This window comes from Haloterrigena sp. H1 (assembly GCF_005938085.1).
Taxonomy (GTDB): domain Archaea; phylum Halobacteriota; class Halobacteria; order Halobacteriales; family Natrialbaceae; genus Natrinema.
This window is the reverse complement of sequence record NZ_SMZK01000002.1, coordinates 502,889-523,472: the sequence shown is the minus strand read 5'-3', so window position 1 is coordinate 523,472 and position 20,584 is coordinate 502,889. Positions and strand designations below refer to the sequence as shown.

The 20,584-nt window shown below is 57.8% G+C and carries 18 protein-coding genes and 5 pseudogenes; 8 read left to right on the top strand and 15 right to left on the bottom strand.

Annotated features, from left to right (window positions below; translation table 11 throughout):
• Positions 1 to 337 precede the first annotated feature (337 nt).
• The 3 genes and pseudogenes from E2L06_RS17920 to E2L06_RS17910 form a co-directional block, all read right to left on the bottom strand.
• Positions 338 to 1,552, bottom strand: coding sequence for a CBS domain-containing protein (locus E2L06_RS17920; RefSeq protein ID WP_138782970.1), 1,215 nt, complete (start codon positions 1,550 to 1,552; stop codon positions 338 to 340).
• Positions 1,553 to 1,855: 303 nt separating this feature from the next.
• A complete protein-coding gene (locus tag E2L06_RS17915; RefSeq protein WP_138782969.1) occupies positions 1,856 to 2,302 on the bottom strand; it encodes a universal stress protein in 447 nt (148 codons plus the stop codon).
• A gap of 387 nt (positions 2,303 to 2,689) precedes the next feature.
• Positions 2,690 to 3,117 (bottom strand): annotated as a pseudogene (locus E2L06_RS17910) (universal stress protein).
• A 769-nt stretch (positions 3,118 to 3,886) separates the two neighbouring features.
• Between E2L06_RS17910 and E2L06_RS17900 the strand changes: the two are divergent.
• The 5 genes and pseudogenes from E2L06_RS17900 (at position 3,887) to E2L06_RS17880 (ending at position 6,880) form a co-directional block, all read left to right on the top strand.
• Positions 3,887 to 4,771, top strand: a pseudogene (locus tag E2L06_RS17900) (hypothetical protein).
• Positions 4,772 to 4,913: 142 nt separating this feature from the next.
• Positions 4,914 to 5,192, top strand: coding sequence for a hypothetical protein (locus E2L06_RS17895; protein ID WP_138782968.1), 279 nt, complete (start codon positions 4,914 to 4,916; stop codon positions 5,190 to 5,192).
• Positions 5,193 to 5,194: 2 nt separating this feature from the next.
• The gene (locus tag E2L06_RS17890; RefSeq protein ID WP_138782967.1) at positions 5,195 to 6,064 is read left to right on the top strand and encodes an FAD:protein FMN transferase; all 870 of its coding nucleotides are present in this window, start codon (positions 5,195 to 5,197) and stop codon (positions 6,062 to 6,064) included.
• On the top strand, positions 6,048 to 6,335 hold the full coding sequence (locus E2L06_RS17885) for a thrombospondin type 3 repeat-containing protein (RefSeq protein ID WP_138782642.1): 288 nt from the start codon (positions 6,048 to 6,050) through the stop codon (positions 6,333 to 6,335). Before E2L06_RS17890 ends, E2L06_RS17885 begins: the two co-directional genes overlap by 17 nt.
• Positions 6,335 to 6,880 (top strand): hypothetical protein, encoded by a 546-nt coding sequence (locus tag E2L06_RS17880; protein ID WP_138782966.1) that lies wholly within the window; start codon positions 6,335 to 6,337, stop codon positions 6,878 to 6,880. The genes E2L06_RS17885 and E2L06_RS17880 overlap by 1 nt, the downstream gene beginning before the upstream one ends.
• Position 6,881: 1 nt before the next feature.
• Here E2L06_RS17880 and E2L06_RS17875 read toward each other — a convergent pair whose 3' ends face one another.
• Positions 6,882 to 7,421 carry a metalloregulator ArsR/SmtB family transcription factor gene (locus E2L06_RS17875; RefSeq protein ID WP_138782965.1) on the bottom strand — a complete coding sequence of 180 codons (540 nt, stop codon included), beginning with the start codon at positions 7,419 to 7,421 and terminating at the stop codon, positions 6,882 to 6,884.
• Positions 7,422 to 7,423: 2 nt separating this feature from the next.
• Positions 7,424 to 7,753, bottom strand: coding sequence for a hypothetical protein (locus tag E2L06_RS17870; protein WP_138782964.1), 330 nt, complete (start codon positions 7,751 to 7,753; stop codon positions 7,424 to 7,426).
• 298 nt (positions 7,754 to 8,051) lie between these two features.
• Between E2L06_RS17870 and E2L06_RS17865 the strand changes: the two genes are divergently transcribed.
• Complete coding sequence (locus E2L06_RS17865) at positions 8,052 to 9,167, top strand: M48 family metallopeptidase (RefSeq protein WP_138782963.1); 1,116 nt, start codon at positions 8,052 to 8,054, stop codon at positions 9,165 to 9,167.
• 224 nt (positions 9,168 to 9,391) lie between these two features.
• On the opposite strand, the gene E2L06_RS17860 is transcribed toward E2L06_RS17865, so the two are convergent.
• Positions 9,392 to 10,207, bottom strand: coding sequence for an IS5 family transposase (locus E2L06_RS17860; RefSeq protein ID WP_138782962.1), 816 nt, complete (start codon positions 10,205 to 10,207; stop codon positions 9,392 to 9,394).
• A 286-nt stretch (positions 10,208 to 10,493) separates the two neighbouring features.
• Positions 10,494 to 11,033, bottom strand: a pseudogene (locus E2L06_RS17850) (hypothetical protein); the annotation flags it as partial.
• A 303-nt stretch (positions 11,034 to 11,336) separates the two neighbouring features.
• On the opposite strand from E2L06_RS17850, the gene E2L06_RS17845 reads away from it, so the two are divergent.
• Positions 11,337 to 12,044, top strand: coding sequence for a helix-turn-helix domain-containing protein (locus tag E2L06_RS17845; RefSeq protein ID WP_138782960.1), 708 nt, complete (start codon positions 11,337 to 11,339; stop codon positions 12,042 to 12,044).
• A 45-nt stretch (positions 12,045 to 12,089) separates the two neighbouring features.
• Here the strand turns inward: E2L06_RS17845 and E2L06_RS17840 are convergent, their stop codons facing one another.
• The 7 genes from E2L06_RS17840 to E2L06_RS17810 all read right to left on the bottom strand — a co-directional run bounded on the left by E2L06_RS17840 (position 12,090) and on the right by E2L06_RS17810 (position 18,719).
• Positions 12,090 to 12,848, bottom strand: a complete 759-nt coding sequence (locus tag E2L06_RS17840) for a CoA-transferase subunit beta (RefSeq protein ID WP_138782959.1) — start codon at positions 12,846 to 12,848, stop codon at positions 12,090 to 12,092.
• On the bottom strand, positions 12,845 to 13,867 hold the full coding sequence (locus E2L06_RS17835; protein ID WP_138782958.1) for a CoA transferase subunit A: 1,023 nt from the start codon (positions 13,865 to 13,867) through the stop codon (positions 12,845 to 12,847). Before E2L06_RS17835 ends, E2L06_RS17840 begins: the two co-directional genes overlap by 4 nt.
• Positions 13,864 to 14,259, bottom strand: a complete 396-nt coding sequence (locus E2L06_RS17830) for a Zn-ribbon domain-containing OB-fold protein (RefSeq protein ID WP_138782957.1) — start codon at positions 14,257 to 14,259, stop codon at positions 13,864 to 13,866. Before E2L06_RS17830 ends, E2L06_RS17835 begins: the two co-directional genes overlap by 4 nt.
• A complete protein-coding gene (locus E2L06_RS17825) occupies positions 14,256 to 15,425 on the bottom strand; it encodes a thiolase domain-containing protein (protein WP_138782956.1) in 1,170 nt (389 codons plus the stop codon). The genes E2L06_RS17830 and E2L06_RS17825 overlap by 4 nt, the downstream gene beginning before the upstream one ends.
• A 316-nt stretch (positions 15,426 to 15,741) precedes the next feature.
• Positions 15,742 to 17,256 carry a sodium:proline symporter gene (locus E2L06_RS17820; protein WP_138782955.1) on the bottom strand — a complete coding sequence of 505 codons (1,515 nt, stop codon included), beginning with the start codon at positions 17,254 to 17,256 and terminating at the stop codon, positions 15,742 to 15,744.
• On the bottom strand, positions 17,253 to 17,756 hold the full coding sequence (locus E2L06_RS17815; RefSeq protein ID WP_138782954.1) for a hypothetical protein: 504 nt from the start codon (positions 17,754 to 17,756) through the stop codon (positions 17,253 to 17,255). Before E2L06_RS17815 ends, E2L06_RS17820 begins: the two co-directional genes overlap by 4 nt.
• Before the next feature lie 90 nt (positions 17,757 to 17,846).
• Positions 17,847 to 18,719, bottom strand: a complete 873-nt coding sequence (locus E2L06_RS17810) for an SDR family oxidoreductase (protein WP_138782953.1) — start codon at positions 18,717 to 18,719, stop codon at positions 17,847 to 17,849.
• A gap of 606 nt (positions 18,720 to 19,325) precedes the next feature.
• Between E2L06_RS17810 and E2L06_RS17805 the strand changes: the two are divergent.
• Positions 19,326 to 20,171: pseudogene (locus tag E2L06_RS17805) on the top strand (ATP-binding protein); the annotation flags it as partial.
• On the opposite strand, the pseudogene E2L06_RS22525 reads toward E2L06_RS17805, so the two are convergent.
• Positions 20,162 to 20,452: pseudogene (locus tag E2L06_RS22525) on the bottom strand (hypothetical protein); the annotation flags it as partial. The pseudogenes E2L06_RS17805 and E2L06_RS22525 overlap by 10 nt on opposite strands.
• Positions 20,453 to 20,584 lie beyond the last annotated feature (132 nt).

Here is a 20,584-nt window from a genome sequence, read left to right as displayed (position 1 = left end):
CTAGTAGTAGTTAGTAACACGACTTTTTATTCAGAAATATGTCTGAAACTGAGTCGAGCAATTCGGTAACTACATCTGCGAACTTCTCACAGAATGTTTTGATAGTTGAAACACATGTTTTGATAGATGTGCGAGATACACAGCGCATATTCAGCAAACCTGTCTTAAAATTGTTTAATCCGAGTTCGCCAAGGCCCCATCTGGATCCATTCGTGCCGGGTGAGTCTTACCAGTCCAAGGGGAAAGGGTGGAGCCGATAGTAAAACCAACTTCTGTAAGCAATCGAGGCACGATGGTCGTCTCGGGCCACGTTGCTCGGTAAGTGTGCCTAATACCGTTATCCACCGAGCCACCAGCCGTAGAGCTTCTCCTCCTCCTCAGCGTCGGGGTGCTTCTTCGATTGGCCGTACGTTTTCCCCTTTAGGAGTTGTCGTTCGACTGTATTCGCGGCGAGACGGAGTGCATGGGTAGCGCCGTAACCCTCGCCGTCGGCGGTGAAGTAGCCACGATCAGTGACCAGCCGTATTCGTGCCAGCACGAGCGGCACGCCCCGGGTCTGTTCCTTGTGCTCTTGCAGTTCGATGCTGGCCTTGATCACCTGCATATCGCCGTACTTCGAGGTCATGCTCTCGATCAATGCGGAGACGCCGTCGTAGTCCATGCCATCGAGCAGGTCGAGACCAAACACTTGCACAGGCTGGCGCCCGTTATCTTGTTCCCAGGTGAGTGCCTTGATGACATCCGTTTTCGTGACGATCCCGCTGGGTTCGCCCGTCTCACTGTCAGTGACGACGAGCGAAGAGATTTCCTGCTCGAACATCGTCTCAACCACCTCGTCGAGCGTTGCGTCTCGCCCGATGGTCACGACCGCATCGGACATCAGGTTCCGGACCGGCAGATCGAGCATCCGATCAGACTCCCCTTCGCGCGCGCCGAAGCCCCCGTGGCTCCCACCGGCGGCTTTCCCACCGCCGCCGACGTTGCCGGATGAACCCCCCTGGCTCCGACTCCCCCCTCGCGTCGTGAACTCGATGACGTCGTAGAGGCTTAGCATCCCCACTACTTCGTCGTCTTCGACGGCCGGGAGATGGGCGATGCCCGATTCCCGCAGCGTGTTGAGCGCTTTTCCGATACCGGTCTCGGGGGTCACGCTGATCAACTCGGCCGAGTACGCCTCGTCGACGGTCGCTGCGTCGAGGAACGGACGGACGGTCGCGAGGACGGCATCTGCGGTCACGACACCATAGACACGTTCGTCGTCGAGGACGGGAAGTGTCTTGGCGTCGCTCCCGATCATGAGTCGGGCGACCTCGCGGACGTCTTCGGTGCGTTCGACGGCCGGGACGTGTTGCACCTGCGAGCCGACCTTCGCGGAGGGCTGATTAGACGACGATGCCAGCTGTCGACGGCTGACGACGCCGCGATACTCGTCGCCGTCCGTGACGACGACGACATCGAGTTCCTGGTTCTCGAACGCACCTGCGACCTTCGAGACCGGTGTCCCAATGTCGAATTCGGTGAACGATGTGGAAACGATCTCGGTGATGTCCATGTTGACTCTCTCTTGGTAGAGGATCGCCGTACGGTTATGGCTGTCCCACCGACCGGGGGTGAGGAGCCGTGAGCTCGAACTCAATTCCAGTGGGCTGATTCGATTACGGAGCAGGAGTTGGTAGAAATCGACTGCGAGATAGAGAGGGTGAGGGCACCGTAAGAAAGGGTGGAATCGAAATTTACCCTTGTAATTTGGTAGTAAGGCGTTTGATACCTCTATTCTAATATGAAATGAGTATTTTTACTGCGCCCTCAGAGGGTATGTCTTGTAAGGCAGGCAACTCCAATTTCGTTGGTGTTATTACCTGACAACGGTGACCGGAACGGTAGCATGCTCGACGACGTCTCGCGCCACGCTGCCCAAGAACTCGATGGTTCGTTCCGACCGCCCCCGGTGACCGAGGTAGAGCGTCTCGAACGCCCCCTCCTCAGCGTAATCCGTTATAATCCTCGCTGGTTGGCCGTAGCGTAATTCGCCAGATACGGTTTGTCCTCGCTCCGCGGCAAACTCGATCGCCTCGTCCAAGATCTCTTGACCTTCCTCCTCCGCGGCGTCAAAGCTATCGATGATCAGCCTGTCCCGACGGTCAGATTCGGAGACCGGCTCTCCACCGCCAGTATCATAGATATCCGGTTCAATCGCGTGGATCAGTGTGATTGATCCGTCGGTCGCGTTAGCAATATTCGTGGCGTACGAAAGCGCCCGATTACTCTCCCCGGATCCGTCAACAGCGACGAGCAGTTCCATACCGAACTATTGGGGCCAGAACCGTTAAAACAGTCGTCTAATCTGACGATCTGGGAACGATTCTCCACCCCTGGGGCCCGACCGCCCCACCGGCCAAGCGGAAAGATCATAGATCCTTTCGAACACCTCGTCCTCGACGAATCAGCTTCTATTTCAACTTTGGGTTCTCTGTGAAATATCTCGCCGCTGCATTCTGCCTCTGTATCTTGCACGACGCTTCTGACAACAGTTCGGTAGTTAGTCGAGTCTCTACAAGATACACAGCGCGAATGCAACGCGAGATGAGAGGCGATCTATGAGAGTTGGTGATCGCTCAGTACAGATAGACGATGTAGCACGACGGTTAGTTCTTTGTCCGCCATCTGGTACCGTTCAGATGGACACGTACTACCAAACAGTCGTTACCGGGATCGGTGACCGTTCGAATACCGTCTTTGCAATGTACCCTACCAGAAAGCTTCGTGTAAGACCCTCACTGTGCTCTCCATGAGCCCCCATTACAATCGTGTCGTAGTTTTCAGCACGGTTTACGATTGCTCGCGTTAGGTGGCCTAAACCGACGGCCGTCTCTATCTCTGTGTCATACTCAGCAGCAATATCGTGGGCCGCATCAAAAATCGGTTTGGCCCGTTCCTCAGCGGCTGTTTCGATGTCCTCTTCTAATGCAAGACCCACTGCGCTGCCCATCATCATCGATGGAGCGCCAACGACATGATAGACAGTTATCTCCGCATCTGAATAACCTCAAGTGCATACCTGAGTGCCCGTCCCGCTATCTCTGAGTCGTCCATTGGAACGAGAACACGTGAAACCATGACGAACGCTACAACGAAGGTATGAATAAAGCCTTGTAGGTTCATGGCTTCGGAATGAAACAAACAAAGCCGTTGTACTGAACCTATCCTCTATAGTCAGCAGGCGAATTTTGACAGATTGGATAGAGATCGGTAGTCGCTGTAGTAACTGTATGCCCTGTACTGACCGCGAGTTTCACAAAGAGCCCTGAAAAAGGAACTCTGCCACTGTCTACTGAGAGAGGTTTCTCTACCCTACGAGCAGGTGAGGGGCAGTCGGAGTTACTCATTGCCCCTCGTGAACACCATGACTTTCAGAGAGGTTTACGAGACAACATTCTACGAAGACGTCCAACCCGATTCGAGCGCCAGTCCGTGTCCCAACTGCAACGGACGGGTGACCACCAACGCAGTCGAAACTCGTTGTGAGGGCTGTGGACACCTTATTGAACCACAACACTACCAGACCCAGAAAAGAGTCAATCCCACTTAGATAGGATGCTATTTAGAAAGATCATACAAGTATTAGAACAAGATATTTACTGGAGTAGCAATATAGATTTGTATAATGCCAGAATATGATGGCTGTGGCTCTCATGTCACAGAGAACTACTACCGGGTTTTTGCTGTTGATGGTGATCTGCCAGCGTGTATCCATTGTGCCAGCAACCGTGAAGCTCGAGAAGCAGGACTCCGCCAGCAATAGCGTCTCAGTGATCTCATTTACAGATCTTCTCTATCGAACTGAACCTGATCGAGACGTGAGACCATACAACCCACTACCCAATCAATGACTGATCGAGATTCTGACTTTGAAGAGCTTCGTCCGACCGGCGAAGCGTCGCATATCCCAGACGAGACACTCAGCGAAGATGATGATGGCGAACCTGATCGACAGCGGAGCGCGACGGCGACGACTGGATATCCGGACACGCCAACGGAAACGGATACCGAGTGTCGGTCCTGTGGCGCACCGATCTCAGTTAACCGGACCAAATGCTTGTTCTGTCTCACGAACCATCTCGAGGACACCGCTTCTGAGACAGACGCACCAGCAACAGAGTGGACACTCCTCGGCGTCATCCACATGTTTGTCAAGTCGTCGACGTTCTACGGCGCTGTCGCGAAAGGCGCGGCCGCTGCGACGCTCCTTGCCTCGAATGCGACGGAATCAACTGTCGACGACTGCACAATCATCTATGATCTCGAAGACGAGCCTGCAGCCCAATTGACCGATCGGTGGCCTGTACTACCCGCTGCAGTGCGGATCTCGTCCACTGACGGTGAGCAGCTTTTCGCAGCAGCCCATGATTGAACAGCGTGGACTGACCAATCAGCGGTGGATAGCGACTGCGAACCAACAACCTATCTCTACGATGAGGGTGGGTCCGGAATTCGTGACAAGCAGCGGCTTGCGACGGTGCTCGACAACGCCGACGATGATGTGTGGCTAGTCCCAGCAATTGCCCTCCAGCAGGCACCTAAAGAACGTGAACCTGAGCATCAAAACAGTGGCATTCCGACCAAAGAACGCCTCGAGTGTCACCAGTGCGGACGCACAACCGATCATCGATTCAGCGCTCATGAATCCGTGCCCGACGAAACCTGGACCGGCCACGCAATCTGGGAGTGCCAGGTCTGCGGGACGCCGTGCTATGGGCCGAGCCCAGAATGAGTTGTTAAGAGTTGTTGATCCCCAGACAGCGAGTTGCAGAGTGGGTCCCCTCGCTGACAAAAGACGATTCGATGGTTGGACGAACATTCGATTGATGGACGCGAAACGATAGATAAGGCAGTGAGCTATCTGTACTTGTCCCATGAGAATCCCAGTTCCGACGAACAGACTTGTTTCGCTCACGCTCGCCGGCGCAGTGCTGACCAGCTTCGTCGCGCTCGCGTTGGCGGCCCCCGGGCTTGGAGTCGGCATCGATTCGTTGGCCGATAATGAGAACCCGACGGTCGCAAGCGACGCGCCAGCACCGAACGAGGACTTCACGCCGGCGGTCCAAAGTGGCGGCGGTGAACACGAGAACGATGAGTACGAAGAGCATGAGGAGTACGAAGAATACGAAGAGCACGAAGAGGAGGACGACTAGTCATGAGCCTGGCGGATACTCTCACTTCCGCCCGTACACGACTCGGTGACGCTCGTCTCGAGTTTCGGTGCTGTGACACCGACTTCACCGTTCAGATGACTGGCTACCGCGCCGAGGTTGCAGCCGAGCGAGCGCGGCAAACTGCGCTGTCGCTCGAGGCCGAACTCAACGCGTTCGATTCAGAGAGTGAGGTCGCACGTCTCAACCGGACAGGACGCGTCGAGAACGAACACGTCGCCCGGCTGGTTCGACGCGGCCTCGAGTACAGCGAGCGTACCGACGGCGTCTTCGACATCCAGCAGGGGGCGGTCGAACACGACCTGAAGGCATACCTTCGCGGCGACCGAAAGACGGTTTCGGCGACGTTCGAGACCGGATCGGTGCGCGTCGACGGCGATCTCGTCGTCACCGAGACGGAACTCGACCTCAACGGCCTCGCGAAGGGCTACATCGTCGATCACGCGGCCGCTTCGGCGACGGGGCCGGGCCGACGCGGCTTCGTCAGCGGCGGTGGCGATATGTCGCCGCCGATTGGCCCGATCGCTGTCGAGAGTCCGTACGGCGATTCTCGTCCGCTCAAAGTCCTCGAGACCGACTGGAGCGTCGCCACCTCCGGGAACTATCGCCGGGAGCGCGATGGCATCGATCACGTCTACGATCCGACGAGCGAGCGGCTGGGTGCACGCCACGAGTCGGTCACTGTGGTCGCAAAACGCGACTGCATGGAGGCTGACGCGCTCGCGACGACGCTCGCTGCACTGCCGCTCTCGGATGCGCTTGAGCGTGCAGCCGCGTGGCCGGACCTCGAGGCGTTCGTGGTTCACGACGGTGTCTTTCGGACGACGGAGGGATTCGATGAGCACGTCGCATAGCGGGACGATCACAGTCGTCGCTGTTGTGTTACTTCTCGCAACGGTGCCGGTGCTGTGGGGGATCGCTGACGTTCGCGAAGCGCAAGCGGTCGACCGCAAGCAGTCGGACCTCGTCGACTCGACAGTGCCGACAAGACAGGCTCCGAATGATTACGACGGCGATGGGATTCGTGACAACGCAGACCAGTGTCCGACGCGAGCGGAGACGACGAACGGCTTCCAAGATGGCGACGGCTGTCCGGACGTGGTCGAGACAACGGGGGCCTCATAATGGAGGTTATCTGGTATCTCGACCGTGGTGCTGCGCTGGTTGCCTATCCTGCGCTGTATCTGTCGGTCTTGACGGGGATTCTCTACACTGCGCGGTCGTTTGGCCCACTCTACCGGTTCTCCCGCCGGGTCCACATCGAGGTGTCGGTGTTCGCGATGCTCATGACACTACTCCACGGCGTCCTCGGCGTCCTCGACACCTGGTTCATCGTCACTGGATCGGCTCCCCAGCCCGCGTACTCGACGACGTACCTGCTCGCCGGCGTCGTCGTCGGCGTTGGGGCGCTTCAGGTACTCGTCGTCGCGGTCCTTGGCTTTCTCGACGCACAGCGGTTCGAACGTCCTTGGGGACCGAGAGTTATCCACGCGTTCGCCTATGGTGGCTTCGTGTTCGCGACGATCCATGCTGTCGCCATTGGGACCGACGTCGCAGGGCTGATCCGCCCGGTCTTCGGCCCAGCGATCGCGTTCCTCGGCTACGTCCTGCTGTTGCGCCTGCTGGTGGCCAGCGGGCGGCTGTCGACGCCTGACCCGACGCGGCAGTAACTCAGTAGCCGTCCCACAGATTGAACAGCCGGTCGACGACCCGATCGGTGAACGTCCGTCGGTGGACAGTATAGAGATACTGTACGCGCTCTGGGTCGCGCAATTCGTATTCGACGCTCCGGCCCTGTCGCTCCTTGGTGACGAGATCCGCATCCTCGAGTTTCGAGAGGTGCCACGACACCGTCGAGGGCGACCGCTCGAGGCGGTCACTCAGGTCGGCAGTCGAGAGCGCCCCCTTAACAGCGAGGTGAGCCACAATCCGACGGGCGTACTCGCGTCGTAGCGCGTTCATGACGGCCTGATCGACCTCGTCGAATTCTTCAGCCGGATAGTATCGCGTGTACTTACCGTCGTCAGATTCCTCGAGTAATCCCTTATCTTCGAGCCAGCGGAGGTGATACTGCAGCGTCCCTTGGGCGTACTCAAGGTCCCCAAGGAGGGCACGGAAGTGAATCCCTGGATTGTCACGGACGTGCTGGTAAATCGTTCGCCGTGATTGGAGTTCCAGTTCCGGCTCCGCGTCCGGGTCAGCGTCCGTCATGGTCAGTCCCGACTCAGCGCAACGAAGAACGCGAGCAGTCCGACGAGGATGAGTGCTGCCACGCTGTGTTCCAGCAATTCGACGGTTTGAACGGAGAGATACGGCAGGAGGTAGTACTCGAGGAAGACGACGAAGCCATAAATCGCGAACATGAGATAGCCGACGGCGACGACGGCCATGCGCTGGTCGCGTTCCCGTCGCCACGCCAGCGCGCTGAGTACCGCCAGCGTTGCGCCGACGAAAAAGATACCGAGGCTGATGGTCTGCTCGAGTTGCTGAGCGAGCGTCAGCGCAACGACTGTCGCGACGAAATCCGAAGCCAGTGCTGCCATTCAGTCTGAATAGAGTGAAGGATCGGTCAAGAAAAAGAATTGTCGTCCAATCATCGAATTGTGTCGTTGGACCGCACCGTCTATGCGACCCTCGTCAGGCGACAGGAACGTGTGAGAGATTCAATGGAAAGTCTCCCGTCGATGCAGTCCCAAAGCGCGGCGAGATTGCAGGCAGACCGAATCTAACAGAACTGTCCACTGTACTTGTCACGAGTATTGAAATATGTCTGTCTGTGGAGGGAAATGCCAAATCGAATCCTTCGAAACACTGTTAGAAGGTCGGAAATAATGTAACAACGTGTCTCTCTCACCGAATCGACAACTCCAGGTGCGAATCGCTGGCACACTTGCGCTGGTGGTCGGTGTCAACGTGGTTGTTCTCTCAATTCTCGTTTGGAGTGGTCTCCATGTGGTGTCTGCAAGCGGGTGGTCACTGCCGACTGAAGTCGGTTTTCCGCTTACTGTTGGTGCAGTCCTCCTCGGTGGAGTCGGACTCGTCGCTCTACAGGGACGGTATGGGTCACGAAAAGCCGTTGGGAGACTCAGCCTCAACGAATTCGATAGAAGTGGGCCACGAAACGTCACTGGGAGGGTCCGTCGGCTGGCAACGCAAGCTGATGTCCCGACCCCGTCGGTAGCCGTTGCCGACCGGGCCGAACCGGGTTGTTTGACCGTCGGGACGCAACGGTCGCCAACAATCGTGGTTACGACGGGGCTGCTCAAGCAACTCGACGATGATGAACTCGATGCAGCCCTCGCTCACGAAGTTGCTCACATCGCCAACCGTGATCTTCCAGTTGCCACTGCTGTCGCTGCGACCGTCGCCCTCGGAGATCAGTTGTTCGAGCGCGAACGACTGCTTCGCCGAGTTCTCGGGAATATGGTGATGATAGGTCTATTCACTGGAATCGGCATCTTCATACTCGCGATACCGATTTTGGTGCTTGGGCTGGCGTACCTCGTTGTAAGTCTCGTTGCACGAGGACTACTTGGAGTGAACGCAATCGCGCTCGGATTGTTCTCGAGGACGCGTGAGTACGCTGCTGATCGTGGAGCCAGTCAGCTTACCGGCGATCCGTCCGCTGTGGCAGGTGCACTCGAAACACTCGAGGATGAACGCCCGAAACGGGACGCACGGCTGCATGCCAGTGCAACGCTTGGGATCGTGCCGCGTCCGCTATTAGTTGAAGAGGACGACGACGACGAGGAGCACTGGGTAGAACGGTATTTGCCGGCGGTATCGATTGAAGGGCCGGAGGATCCAAGCGGACTGAATCGGGGTTTGGTATGGCTCTACGCGAGGCTCGTCTCGCCAGTGATCGCGGAGGTGCGTCGGATGCTCAGATGGCGACCCTCGACGCACCCGGCGACCGAAACGCGGATCGATCAGTTGCGGGCTCTCGAGCAAGATTGACTGCAGTGTTGAACGCAAGACAGCGCCGTCATAGGAATTTTGACATTCACTTTTCCACCGGTAACTACGCTCTATCGGTAGGTTCTGAGATCGGACGATTCGATTTCAGCCGACTTGTGCAGTAATCAAAACGTCAGTTTCACAAGATACTGCACGAAGTGTGAGATGGACGATGGCGATGCCTCTCTCGAATACGTCCGGAGAAGAGGAGCAGGCGGCGAGCCTTAACTCGCCGCCTGCGCAAGGTTATGGACGATGCACTTCCGTGTGAGCTCCCGGAACTGGCCATGCCAGCTCCGGGAGCGGATCTCGTCGCCATCGTCCTTCAGCATCGCAAATACGGTCTCACTCATTGACCGTTGATTGTAGACTTCGTCGTCAATTCTGACGTTATGTGCCTTCTTGAGTGCGTTTTGCTCACAGTGTTTAATCACTGGTCGCGTTGACGCTTCACGACAGGCCTCCCGGAGATTGCTCCATGAGTACATCTTGTCAGCCAGAAGTGCCTGCAGGTCTTCGGCATTGCGCCGAAAGACCTGCAGCCCAATGTGGCCGTCATAGGCTTTCTTTGTGGTGAAATGAGCGTCCATGATAGCAAGTGACTCCGTATCGACGAGCAGCGTTGTCTTCATCGCATTGAACGAGTAGCCGACACGATTTCGGTAGTGCGAACTAGCCTGATCTCGCTGGAAGCCGCTGGCATCGATCGAAGCAGTTCCCGAGAGCCCCGCCTGCTCCGCTGACCGGCGGAGCAGGCGGCGCAACTCTTTCATCGGGAATTCTCCGTCCCACACGCTGAAAGACGTGTAATCAGGTGATTTCTCAAGGCCAAACACAGCAAGAATTCCCGGCATCTCGTTCAGATAGTCCTCGAACTGCCGGAGCGGCTTGTTGACTTCCTCTTTGAGCAAGAGCAACGCGATCTTCGTGGATTTGTCGTACCCGTCGTCGCCGTCGGCGACGGCGGGTACGTCTGGCTCTTCTACGTGGGTTATGGCAAACTCTTGAAACGTCTGTGCGAGGTTCCTGAGACGTCCCATATCGCCAGACGGCGTCCAAATCCCCTGAAATCAGCGATACAATCCGCAGAAGGCGTCGGCATTCAACAGAGCAACAATATGGACACGCTGCGAGCCTGCATCGCCTACGAAAACCAACACCAACAACGTGTCCCAATCCTCCGGTTACTCGAGAAGCGAGCCAACGAACTCCGTTCACAGGACAAGGATGACTAACTCGACGTGCCTGCTGGCAGATTGTAGGACGACCGGGAGGAACCCTGCCAATTCCTTGCTCTGCACGTGGTGCCACAGAAGCCGTTAGCAGTCATCCCTGTACCTCCGTCCCTTCCCGGAAGCTCGTGAGGTCGTCAATACGCTCTTCGAGTGCTTCGATTTCCTGTTGCAGTTCCTCGGCTTCTGTCTCCTCGCTAGCGGCAAGTCGGTCCTTCAAGCCCTGGAGGCGTGACTCCTTGACGTCGTCATCAACCTCCGCCTTGCGAACGTATTCGCTCTCATCGATCTCATAGACATCGGACTCGGTGAGTGTCGTCACCTCGAGTGCTTCGTCGACTTTCTGGCGATCAACGCTCATGACGCGCTCACGGTCGATCCCTTCCGCCTCGAGCATCGAGAGGACGTCCTCGTCGTCTTTGAGCGAGCGGTTACGGCGACTCGTGCGCTGGACCGAGCCGTACTGACCGGCAACAGGACGGTCGTGATGGAGCCGTGAGAGAAGCACATCGGCGACTTCCTGTCGAAAGTCGTTAGCGTCACGCTGGACATCCGACAGCAGTGTGTAGAGATTCACCAGTGTGGATGTCTCTAAGTCAGGTAATTCGGTCACATCGTGGCCCTCTCGCTCGTCCCCTCGTTGTACGCTTTGTGAGACGGACCCTTCACCCATTCGGTGGCTTCGCTGGCGTCTACAGGTGGACAAGGCAAGTGCCTCAGGTTTTGTCCCGGAGATACCAACGAATTTCGAGCGGGGAGATGATCCGGGTCGTGAGAAGGTCATTCTATGACCCACTCATAGATATTATAATTCCCACACTATCATCACAATTCTCCACAGAGGTTTGTAAACGAGTGTATCTTGCAATTCGGGTTTAGAAAACGCTATACGGCTGGATCACAAGAGTTCTGCAAAATGAATACGTTAAAGCTTGACATGGTCCAGTACGACTGTCCGTACATCAGGACTACTCGAGAACACGACATCACCTTTCACACCCAACACTGGGACTTCAACCAGGCGGATCGGACCCTCGAGACGCGGCTGCTTGCGATCGGGGAGAACCCAAAAGAGCTACACGGTGCACTCGAGACGCTCACTGGCTACGAGATGCTTCAGGGGTATGAACTCCTCTCTCGGAAACAGAATACGGCGCTCATCCGGTCGCGAATCGATGAAACTGACGCCATGCAGACGATCCGCGATAATGATGGCTATGTTACAGGTCCGTTCGTAATTCGAAACGGAAGTGAGATCTGGAACGTCGGCTTCGATAGAGAGCGGTTGGCGGACGATGCTCTCTCAGAACTCGACGCCTCGAACGAGTTCACTGTCAAGGGTGACGACTCGGTCCACATCGACGACTTCTTCGATATCCTTCAGAACGTTGAATCCCTCGGTGCAATGCTTCGGGCGCTGCAGAATCTCACCGACAGGGAGCGCGAGACCCTCGAGACCGCAGTCGAAAAGGGGTACTTTTCGACACCGCGGGGAGCGACCCTAGACGACGTTGCTGGGGAGTTTGACATCTCGAAAATGGGTGCCTCAAAGAACCTTCGTCGGAGCCAGCGCAAGGTTCTCCGCCGAATTGTTCGCGTAATGAACGACGTTGAAGCTCAGATGGAGTTACAGGACGAAACATAGAGCACTCGATAAGTGTGAGAGATTCTCGGCCAGTCGGAGGGGTGTTCAGCGGATGATGCCTCGTGGATCGATCTCCTCGCGCAGGAGTCGTAACTGTTCTGCGGTCGGCTCCGGACTCCGATCGTACGTCCCAACATGAATCCGAAAGCCGCTTTCCTCGTTTACTGTTGTCTCTTCAACGCCTGGGTGTAAGAGTTCGAGTGTCAGCTCGCGGTTGTCGTCGAAGCCGTAGACGCCATACTGGGTGATCACGTGGCTCGGTCCGGTTTCGGCAGGCAGCCCAACCTCTTCGCGTGCACCCGGCCCCTTGAGGTAGCCCGGTGTGGTGCGGAAGTCAAGTTCCTCGACGAAACTCATCTCGTCTTGGCGCATCGTGACGATCGTTTCGTTGGCGAGCGACCCGATGTCGTTTGCACCGCCGCTACCTGGGAACCGAACGGTCGGGCACTCCCAGTCGCCGATGACCGTCGAGTTGAGATTTCCCCAGCGGTCGATCTGTGCGGCCCCGAGAAAGCCGTAGTCGACGAAGCCGGCGCTCATGTAGGACATGACGTCGTGCATCCCGGCGGCTTTTACGCCCCTGTGGAAGGTCCGCTCGTCGCCGACCGATATCGGCAGTTCAGGTGCTTCGGGGCCGATGCCACCGGCCTCGTAGATCATGGTCGCATCGGGCGCATGCGTCCGCTGAGCGAGCATCGCCGCAAGCATCGGCATCCCCGTCCCGACGATGATCGTACTCTCGTCTTCGATGAGGCTTGCAGCGACGGTCGTCAGCAGCTCCGTTGATGTGTACTCCTCACTCATGCGCGCTCACCTCCTTCGGGACCGCCCGCGTCCGGGCGCTCGTAATTCTCGATCGCTTCGAGGTCAGCGAGTCGTTCCTCGCCGCCGACAGCCTCGAGGTACTCTTCGAAGTCCTCGGTTCCGGTGATGTAGCGCTCGAGATACTCCTCTAGGCCTTCTTCAGTCGTTGTGAGTTCCATCCACTCCTTGAGGTGATCCTCGTCGAAGTAGTACTGGTAGGGCATCTCACCGGGGTGACTCCCGTAGGGCGCTTCGACGACCGCATCGACGAGGAAGTAGGGAATCTCAACGTCTTTGGGCCGCGCCCGGAGTTCGTCGCTGTCGACGATCTCTTCGGCGGTGACGATCAGCCGCTTCGCAGCTCCCGAAAGTTCCGGGTCTTCGACGCTGATACCGTCGATAACTGCATTCCCGTACTTGTCGGCTTTCGAGACGTGGATACAAGCGATATCAGGATAACAGGCGGGAACGAGCGTGATCGGCTCGCGAGTCCAGGGATCCTCAACGATCTTCGCTGCACTCTTCTCGAAGGTCTCTGTTCCTGCAAGAATCCGAGATGGAACAAACGGGACACCCATCTTCGCGGCGAGAAATCGCCACTGAAGAGTTGCGTTGCTTGCCTCGGCGACGACCTCGACATCGCCCTCCTCAACTCGGCGACGACCTGCAGGTGCGAGCCCGCGGGTCTCGTGGGCGAAACAGTAAGCGGCCTCAACTTTCGAGACTGCACCTGCTGCGATCAGTAGATCGGCGTCGAAGACAGTGGTTTTCCCCGAGAGCGTCAGATCCTCAATGTCCTGCCTGACGATCTCGTGGAGGATCGGCGTCGAGATCCGGACATGACCGAAGCCACCGCTGGCGAGGAGATCACCGTCGTCGACGAACCGTTCGACCGCCTCGCCCGCGTCCATGCGTTTGTCCTCGAACGCACGCGAGCGCTTTTCACTATTCCACTTTCGGACATCATCGGGGTGTTCCCAACCAACAAGTTCGCCGTTCCCCTCGTCGATGACGTTCATCGATCACTCACCTCGCCTACGGGGCGAAACGCGACGAACCGCTTGCCGCTCGTCTCCGCCTCGAGTACCGTCGCCTCGACCTCGAAGCCGGTCCCGACGGCTTCGGGGTCGATTCCAGTGACCTGTCCCGTCAGCGTTACAGGGCCGAATTCGACGATTGCGATCGCATAGGGGACGTCCGATCCGAAGTCGGGGTGGGGGACACGAATAACGGTTTTCGCTTCGACTGTCCCAGTGTCGGGAAGCGGTTCACGCTCGAGGTCGGCTGCTGCCCCCGCCATAGCCGGCGGGACGAGTGCCCGCCCGTCGCGACGGAGGTAGTAGCCCTCGCCGGCCTCGAGTGCGTCGAGCCAGGCGTCGTAGCCAGTCTCGCAGGCTATCTCGACGCTCATTCCGCCACCTCCAGGACGTGGACAGCAGCAGTTGCAACCGTCCCACCCGCATTGTGGGTCACGCCGACCTCCGCATCGGGAGCCGCGTCGGCGTTCGGGTGCGTTCCCGCGAGTAGCTTGGTCAGCTCGACGAGTTGGCTGACACCCGTCGCACCGACGGGATGGCCCTTCGCTTTCAGCCCGCCGGAGAGGTTGATCGGCAGCTGTCCGTCGCGAACCGTTTCGCCCTTGCGGGCTGCTGTGATTGCTTCACCGGGCTCGTAAAACCCCAGTGCCTCGAGCGCGAGCACTTCGGCGATGGTAAAGCAGTCGTGGACCTCGGCAACGTCGACATCGTCAGCGGTCACTTCGGCCTGACTATAGGCGGCCTGGGCAGCCGATTCAGCCGCTTTCGTCCGCGTCAGTTCTCCCCGTTCTTGCAAAGATAGTGACTCCGTCCCGCATCCGGAACCAGTGATCGCGACTGCGGGCTTGAGGTTGTGTTCGGCCGCGTACTCGCCCGAGACAAGGACGGCTGCCGCAGCCCCGTCACTGATGGGACAGGCATCGAGCAAGCCGAGTGGATCGGCGACCGGTGGAGCCTCGAGGACGTCTTCGACGTCGATTCTGTCATGGAACTGTGCATTCGGATTGGTCGCCGCATTCTCGTGGTTTTTCACCGCGATGTGTGCCAGGTCTTCGTGCGTGCCGCCGAAGCGCTCCATGTAGGCATCCGCGAGCAACGCGTACGCCCCGGGGAACGTCAGGCCGGGACGTCCCTCGTGAAGTTCGTCTGCGGCCCGGGCGAGTGCTGCCGTTGTCTCTGCGGTCTCTAGAGTTGTCATTCGCTCGAGTCCACCGACGAGGACGACATCAGCCTCGCCACTCATGATCGCCCGCACGCCATCGGCGACGGCATAGCCGCCGGAGGCACACGCATTCTCAACGCGTGTCGCCTCAAGACCGGGCGTCCCGATCCCGGAAGCCATTAGCGGGGCCTGGTGGCTCTGTTTCTCGGAGGTTTCTCCCATGTAGTTGCCGTAGTAGAGAGCATCGACGTCCGAACGTGGTACGGCGCTTTTCTCGAGTGCGCTTGAGCGCGCCTCGGCAAACAGTTTCCGACCGGTTCGGTCGGTATGGTTGCCGAACGCGGTCGAACCGACACCAGCTATCAGTATCTCTGCCATTACTGGTGAAAGGTACTCTAGCGGCGAAAACCGGCGGGTTGATATGTATACCAATGCCGGGCTCGCAGGCGCTAACACATGACGGCAGGTCTGGGAAACGGGTTTCCTGGAACAAATCAGATATCGGTTGTGACTGTTGACTGAGAGAGTCGACAGCCGTCGTGGGTGCTTCGAAAACGAGGCACAGTCGCGCCGTGAAACAGCGAGGAGGGCGGCCAGCGGAGAGCCGCCTATATTTTCAAGAAGAGGATGATCAGGTTGATCACCATCATCGCGACGAAGCCGACGAGCCAGAGTTCCATGTCTTTCACCTCCGTTAGAGTTTGAAGATGGGTTTGACGTGCTCCGGGACGTTTTCGCCGCTGGCACCGTCAGTCAAGTACGAGACGAAAGTCGTCACGGAGATCGAAACGGCGATCGCGATGAAGTAAAAGTCCATCCCGATCGGGAACGAGTACCCGAGCTGTGTCGCAGTCAGCAGTATGACGTTGAGCAGGAGTGCAGAGGCGAGGCCGGCAGTGACGCCCTCTCGGCTTGCACCCTTCCAAAGCAGGCCGACAACCACAGCGGGTATCGTTCCACTGACGAATGTCCCCCAGCCGAAGGTGCCAAGAATCGCGACGAGGTGGCCGCCGTACAGGCCGAAGATCACCGCGCCGACGCCGACAACGAGGACTGCAACCCGACCCAGCCACGTTTCCCGTCGTTCGGAAAACTCCCAGCCCATCGCTCGCACGAAGTCACGGGCGATCGCGCCGGAGGCGACCGACAGGAAGAATGCGGCGGTGGACATGATTGCAGCGACCAGCCCCGCGTAGATGATCATTTGCAGGACAATGTGCAACCGTTCGACGAACTCGAAGGCGGCCATGTCTGGATCCGCAAGCGGTTCGATCGCTCCGGAAGCGACCAGATAGAGCGCAATGAAGCCGATAAGCAACCAGAGAAGACTCCCGACGGCATAGGTGACGCCGCTAACGAGGCCGACGGTTCTCAGTCCCTTCGGGTCGTTGATCGAGAACATCCGCTGGAGAACCTGGGGTTGGCCCATGACGCCGATACTGAAGACGATCGGCCAGATCAACAGTAGACCGGGGGCAGAGCCTTCAGCGAGCCCCCAGCCATCAAGCATCTGGGGGGTAAAGGCCTTCGTCACGTCTTCGCCCGTGAGTTCGCCGGCCTCAACAACGGTCATGGTCGTGTTCTCCATCCCACCGGCAATCTGGAAGAACCCGACGATGACACCGACGACGCCTATGAGCATCACCGCACCCGTGTACGCCCCCGCGAGTTGGGCCGACGCCATCCCACCGACGGCAACGTAGACAATGATCAGCCCGAACACGAGCCAGACGGCGGTCTCCATCGAGACCCCGAGGATCACCGAGAGGACGTAGCCGCCGCCAGCGACCTGCGAGGCAAGGTAGGCCCAACACGCGATAAACAGAATCACCGAAAGTATCCCCCGGATCGCGCCGCTGTTAAACCGCTCGTCGGCGATGTCACCGAGCGTGCCAATGTTGGCGACGTCTGCCATCCCGCGAACGCGCTTGCCGACGATCCAGTAGGCCATCGCAAACCCGAGGCCGCTGGCGAAGGTCATCCACAGCGAGGACGTGCCCATCTGGTAAACGAGCCCCGGGCCGCCGATGAACCCGAAGGCACTCATGATCCCGGACATACTCGCGAGGGTAATGACCGCCGCACCGAACATCTTCGTCGCACCATAAAACTCATCGGAGGAGTCGATCAGGCGCTGGCTATAGAGGCCGACAGCGAATACCGAGAGGATAAATAGCGCAACGAAACCGGGAACGAGCACGTCGTTCATTGGCTAGACACCTCCATGGACTCGTCGACATCCTGTGTCTCGCTCTCCGTGTTCACCTGCTCGACTTCCTTGAGGAACCGGTCCCACTCCTCGTCCGGCAGGAAATGTGTCCGGAAGTAAATTCCGTAGGCAAGCGTGACTGTCATGAACCCGCCGACCCAGTAGAGCCAGTAGACGGCGGCGAAGGACGGATGCATTCCGGTAATCAGAAACTCCGGGGAGCCGCCTGCGAACGCGTTCGAGTAGTACTCGGTAAGGACGAACGCCGATAGCTGGAGCCCAGTCCAGATTCCGAGGGGGTAGACGAGTAGCTTCGTCGAAATCGTCCCGTTGGAGCTCGCACCGATGACGAACCACGGATGAAAGAGGAACACCGAGACGAGTAAGGCGATGAACCAGTGGCCGGCTATCCCGAGTCCGAGCACAGCTGTCCATAGCACACCGCTTACGAGCATCAGCTTCGAGGTCATTCCTTCGACGTCTATCTCGCCGTCTAACATGTCGCTGCCCTCTCGATGGTCGACTTGAGGCTCTGATTTCTGTGTTCCAATTCGCGCCTTTGGGCCCGATCTGTATGTTCCATGTGTACATCACTCGTACGTGTTCACGAAGCCGCCATCCCACAACAGGTCGTCGCCGTTAAGATGCTTACCGTGACGTGAAAGTCCGAAGGCGAACAAGTTGCCAGCCTCAACCGGTTCCATCATCTCGGAAGACCGTGCCTGTCCAAGCATCACGTCCTCGACAACCTCTCGCTCGGAAATACCGCGTTCTTCAGCCGTATCCTCGATCTGATCCAATACGAGTGGTGTCTTGACGTAGCCCGTACTGACCGTGAACGCACGGATATCACCATCACCCTCGGCCGCAGTCGACTTGGTTAGCCCTCGAAGGCCAAATTTCATCGTATTGTAAGCGACCTTATCGCGAGTCACGTAGTGACCGTGGACGGACGCCATGTTGGCGATCGCGCCGATGCCGTCCTCAGCCTCACGGATGTGTGGGAGCGCCAGTTTCGTGAGATACATCGGCGCACGGAGCATCACCCGATAGAGCAGGTCGAACATCTCCATCGGGAACGACGTGATTGGTGAGATATGCTGTACGCCGGCGATATTCGCGACGTACCGAAGCTGTCCTGCATCAGCAGCCGTTTCGACAAGCGCCTTGATCTCGGCGTCGTCAGTCAGGTCACAGACGACCGTCTCGAGGTTACCCTCCACCGCAAGGTCGTCTGCTTTCTCGACTGTCTCGTAGAGACCGTCCTCGTCGACATCAGTTGCGATCGTCGTCAAGCCGTTTGCTGCCAAGACAAGCGCCGTCGCACGGCCGATCCCCGAAGCCGCGCCAGTTACGATCGCCACGTTCTCATTCGCAAACCGAGGATCGTCGAGTTGATGGATCGAGTCGGCAGTGATCTCGGGTGGTTCAATACTGTTGTGAGTGTCGGCTTCCCCGCTCATGCAATTGGAGAAACGGACGGTACCTGGTTTAAACGGAAGGTTGATATGTAATCACTACCGACGGCTTTCGGTTTTGATCGCCGTCTCAGAAGAGTTCAAACAAGTTCTCGAGATCAAGTCGTCAGCACTCAAGTGGATGAGAGGCTGGGACTGATTAGTGGGTTAAATCGTTCGTCATCACAGGAACCAGTTTATCTAAACACGACCCAGTACATTATTCAGAACTATGTCTGCATTCAGTAGAACGATCGAGATCTAGTACCAACTGAGTACCGCAGCAGAAACGGACGGTTCGCCAGCAGTGTGGAGTTAGTGGCCTATTGCGTCTTCAGCCCTGAACTGCTAGCTTTGTCTGCGTAGAGCGCCTGCGTGGTGTGTTCAGAAATTCTCTGAAGAGAATTATGCCACGAACACAACAGTACTCTGCCGATCTGTCTGCCGATGAACGAGCGGAGTTGAATGCGATGCTTTCAGCGGGCACGCACGAAACGCGGTCCCCGAGTTCCTCGAGAGCACCGGGAGACTGCGCCAAGTCGAACCGGATTTCATTCCTGTTCCCAAGTGACCGCACGGTTCGGTTTCTATGATGCCACATGAGTGGACACCATGACAGACCATCCGACGCTATCGGAGTTCACCACGAACGAGACAACTGACTCGAAGCCAGCTAGTCAGCCATCGGCTGACGAGACCGTGACGATGACAGCTGACGAGCGGGTCGCAACGCACCTTATCGAAGATCAGATGGCGGATCTCACAGACGCGATCCGTGAAGCGGTCCAAAACGGCATCGGCAGTCCTGGGTCATCCCGTGTGTTGATCAGCATCTCACCCGAGCGATCGATCATCCTCGACGACGGTGCTGACGTTGACCTCGAGTCGACTGAGGGACGACGCAACTTGTCGGTGCTCGGCGCAGGAAGCAAGCAACGCGCAGACGACGAGACAATCGGCGAGTGGGGTATCGGCAAGGGTGCGATCATCGCGAAGGGTGCCGTTCGTATCTGGAGTCACGACACCGCACTGTGTTTTGACTACCGAGATCGACGCAACTCTGGGAAGTGGGCAGACGTCAGCGGACGTGATGGCCAGCTCGTGGACGCTGTGCATCATCTCGAGGGAATGCTCGTCAAGATCGACCACTGCGAAGACGAAGTGCCGGACCCGGACAGCTACCGCTGGCGACGCTACGTTCGCGATCTTCGCAAGCGCTTCGCATACGTGCAATCCCGGACAGGCGTCTCGGTCGTGATCAACGGCGAGTCAGTCGACAAGGGCGATCCACTCGAGGCAGTGGCTGACTCACCCCATCCGTCACTCACACGCGAAACTAAAGATGCGATTCTCGCACTCGAGTACACGCCCCACGAGGGACTCGACATCTACAGTAATGGACTGTATGTGACGACAAAACGGGAGTATGGGATCGGTGGGGTCGTCGTCTCGAAGGGGGAATGAACGCTCAACACCGCTGGATACGGGTCGGCATCTGGCGGCAGCCGGTCGAGATCGAACCCATCGTGCGCAGTCTGTATCTGATGGTAGGGTGTCTCAAACTGCTCGCGCTGGAGCGGACGCTTCTCGTTGGACTCGTCAAACTGGACGACAATACGGTGTTCCTGGATATCTGTGATATGGATGCGAGAGTGCGACAATGGTGTGATCAGTGTTGCGTCTGCCGGCAACTCATCCAGATGCTCGAGAAGAGTGTGCCAACTGACGCTGAATGGCATACAGTGGAGTTACGCGCCGTCCCGACTAAACCTTGTTCTCGGCGGGTGTCAGAGGATTCTCCTACTGGTTTGATCCACCGACTGCTGCGGTGAATTGGCCAGTAAGTAGATGTGAGAACGGACTGCTGGGAT

What these genes read in the sequence shown, in the direction of transcription:
- E2L06_RS17860 (WP_138782962.1), bottom strand. Translation starts at nt 10,207, where the DNA reads ATGGGACGTCTCAGGAACCTCGCACAGACGTTTCAAGAGTTTGCCATA.
- E2L06_RS17845 (WP_138782960.1), top strand. Translation starts at nt 11,337, where the DNA reads ATGGTCCAGTACGACTGTCCGTACATCAGGACTACTCGAGAACACGAC.
- E2L06_RS17835 (WP_138782958.1), bottom strand. Translation starts at nt 13,867, where the DNA reads ATGAACGTCATCGACGAGGGGAACGGCGAACTTGTTGGTTGGGAACAC.
- E2L06_RS17920 (WP_138782970.1), bottom strand. Translation starts at nt 1,552, where the DNA reads ATGGACATCACCGAGATCGTTTCCACATCGTTCACCGAATTCGACATT.
- E2L06_RS17870 (WP_138782964.1), bottom strand. Translation starts at nt 7,753, where the DNA reads ATGGCAGCACTGGCTTCGGATTTCGTCGCGACAGTCGTTGCGCTGACG.
- E2L06_RS17820 (WP_138782955.1), bottom strand. Translation starts at nt 17,256, where the DNA reads ATGAACGACGTGCTCGTTCCCGGTTTCGTTGCGCTATTTATCCTCTCG.
- E2L06_RS17840 (WP_138782959.1), bottom strand. Translation starts at nt 12,848, where the DNA reads ATGAGTGAGGAGTACACATCAACGGAGCTGCTGACGACCGTCGCTGCA.
- E2L06_RS17815 (WP_138782954.1), bottom strand. Translation starts at nt 17,756, where the DNA reads ATGTTAGACGGCGAGATAGACGTCGAAGGAATGACCTCGAAGCTGATG.
- E2L06_RS17885 (WP_138782642.1), top strand. Translation starts at nt 6,048, where the DNA reads ATGAGCACGTCGCATAGCGGGACGATCACAGTCGTCGCTGTTGTGTTA.
- E2L06_RS17890 (WP_138782967.1), top strand. Translation starts at nt 5,195, where the DNA reads ATGAGCCTGGCGGATACTCTCACTTCCGCCCGTACACGACTCGGTGAC.
- E2L06_RS17880 (WP_138782966.1), top strand. Translation starts at nt 6,335, where the DNA reads ATGGAGGTTATCTGGTATCTCGACCGTGGTGCTGCGCTGGTTGCCTAT.
- E2L06_RS17830 (WP_138782957.1), bottom strand. Translation starts at nt 14,259, where the DNA reads ATGAGCGTCGAGATAGCCTGCGAGACTGGCTACGACGCCTGGCTCGAC.
- E2L06_RS17810 (WP_138782953.1), bottom strand. Translation starts at nt 18,719, where the DNA reads ATGAGCGGGGAAGCCGACACTCACAACAGTATTGAACCACCCGAGATC.
- E2L06_RS17825 (WP_138782956.1), bottom strand. Translation starts at nt 15,425, where the DNA reads ATGGCAGAGATACTGATAGCTGGTGTCGGTTCGACCGCGTTCGGCAAC.
- E2L06_RS17875 (WP_138782965.1), bottom strand. Translation starts at nt 7,421, where the DNA reads ATGACGGACGCTGACCCGGACGCGGAGCCGGAACTGGAACTCCAATCA.
- E2L06_RS17915 (WP_138782969.1), bottom strand. Translation starts at nt 2,302, where the DNA reads ATGGAACTGCTCGTCGCTGTTGACGGATCCGGGGAGAGTAATCGGGCG.
- E2L06_RS17895 (WP_138782968.1), top strand. Translation starts at nt 4,914, where the DNA reads ATGAGAATCCCAGTTCCGACGAACAGACTTGTTTCGCTCACGCTCGCC.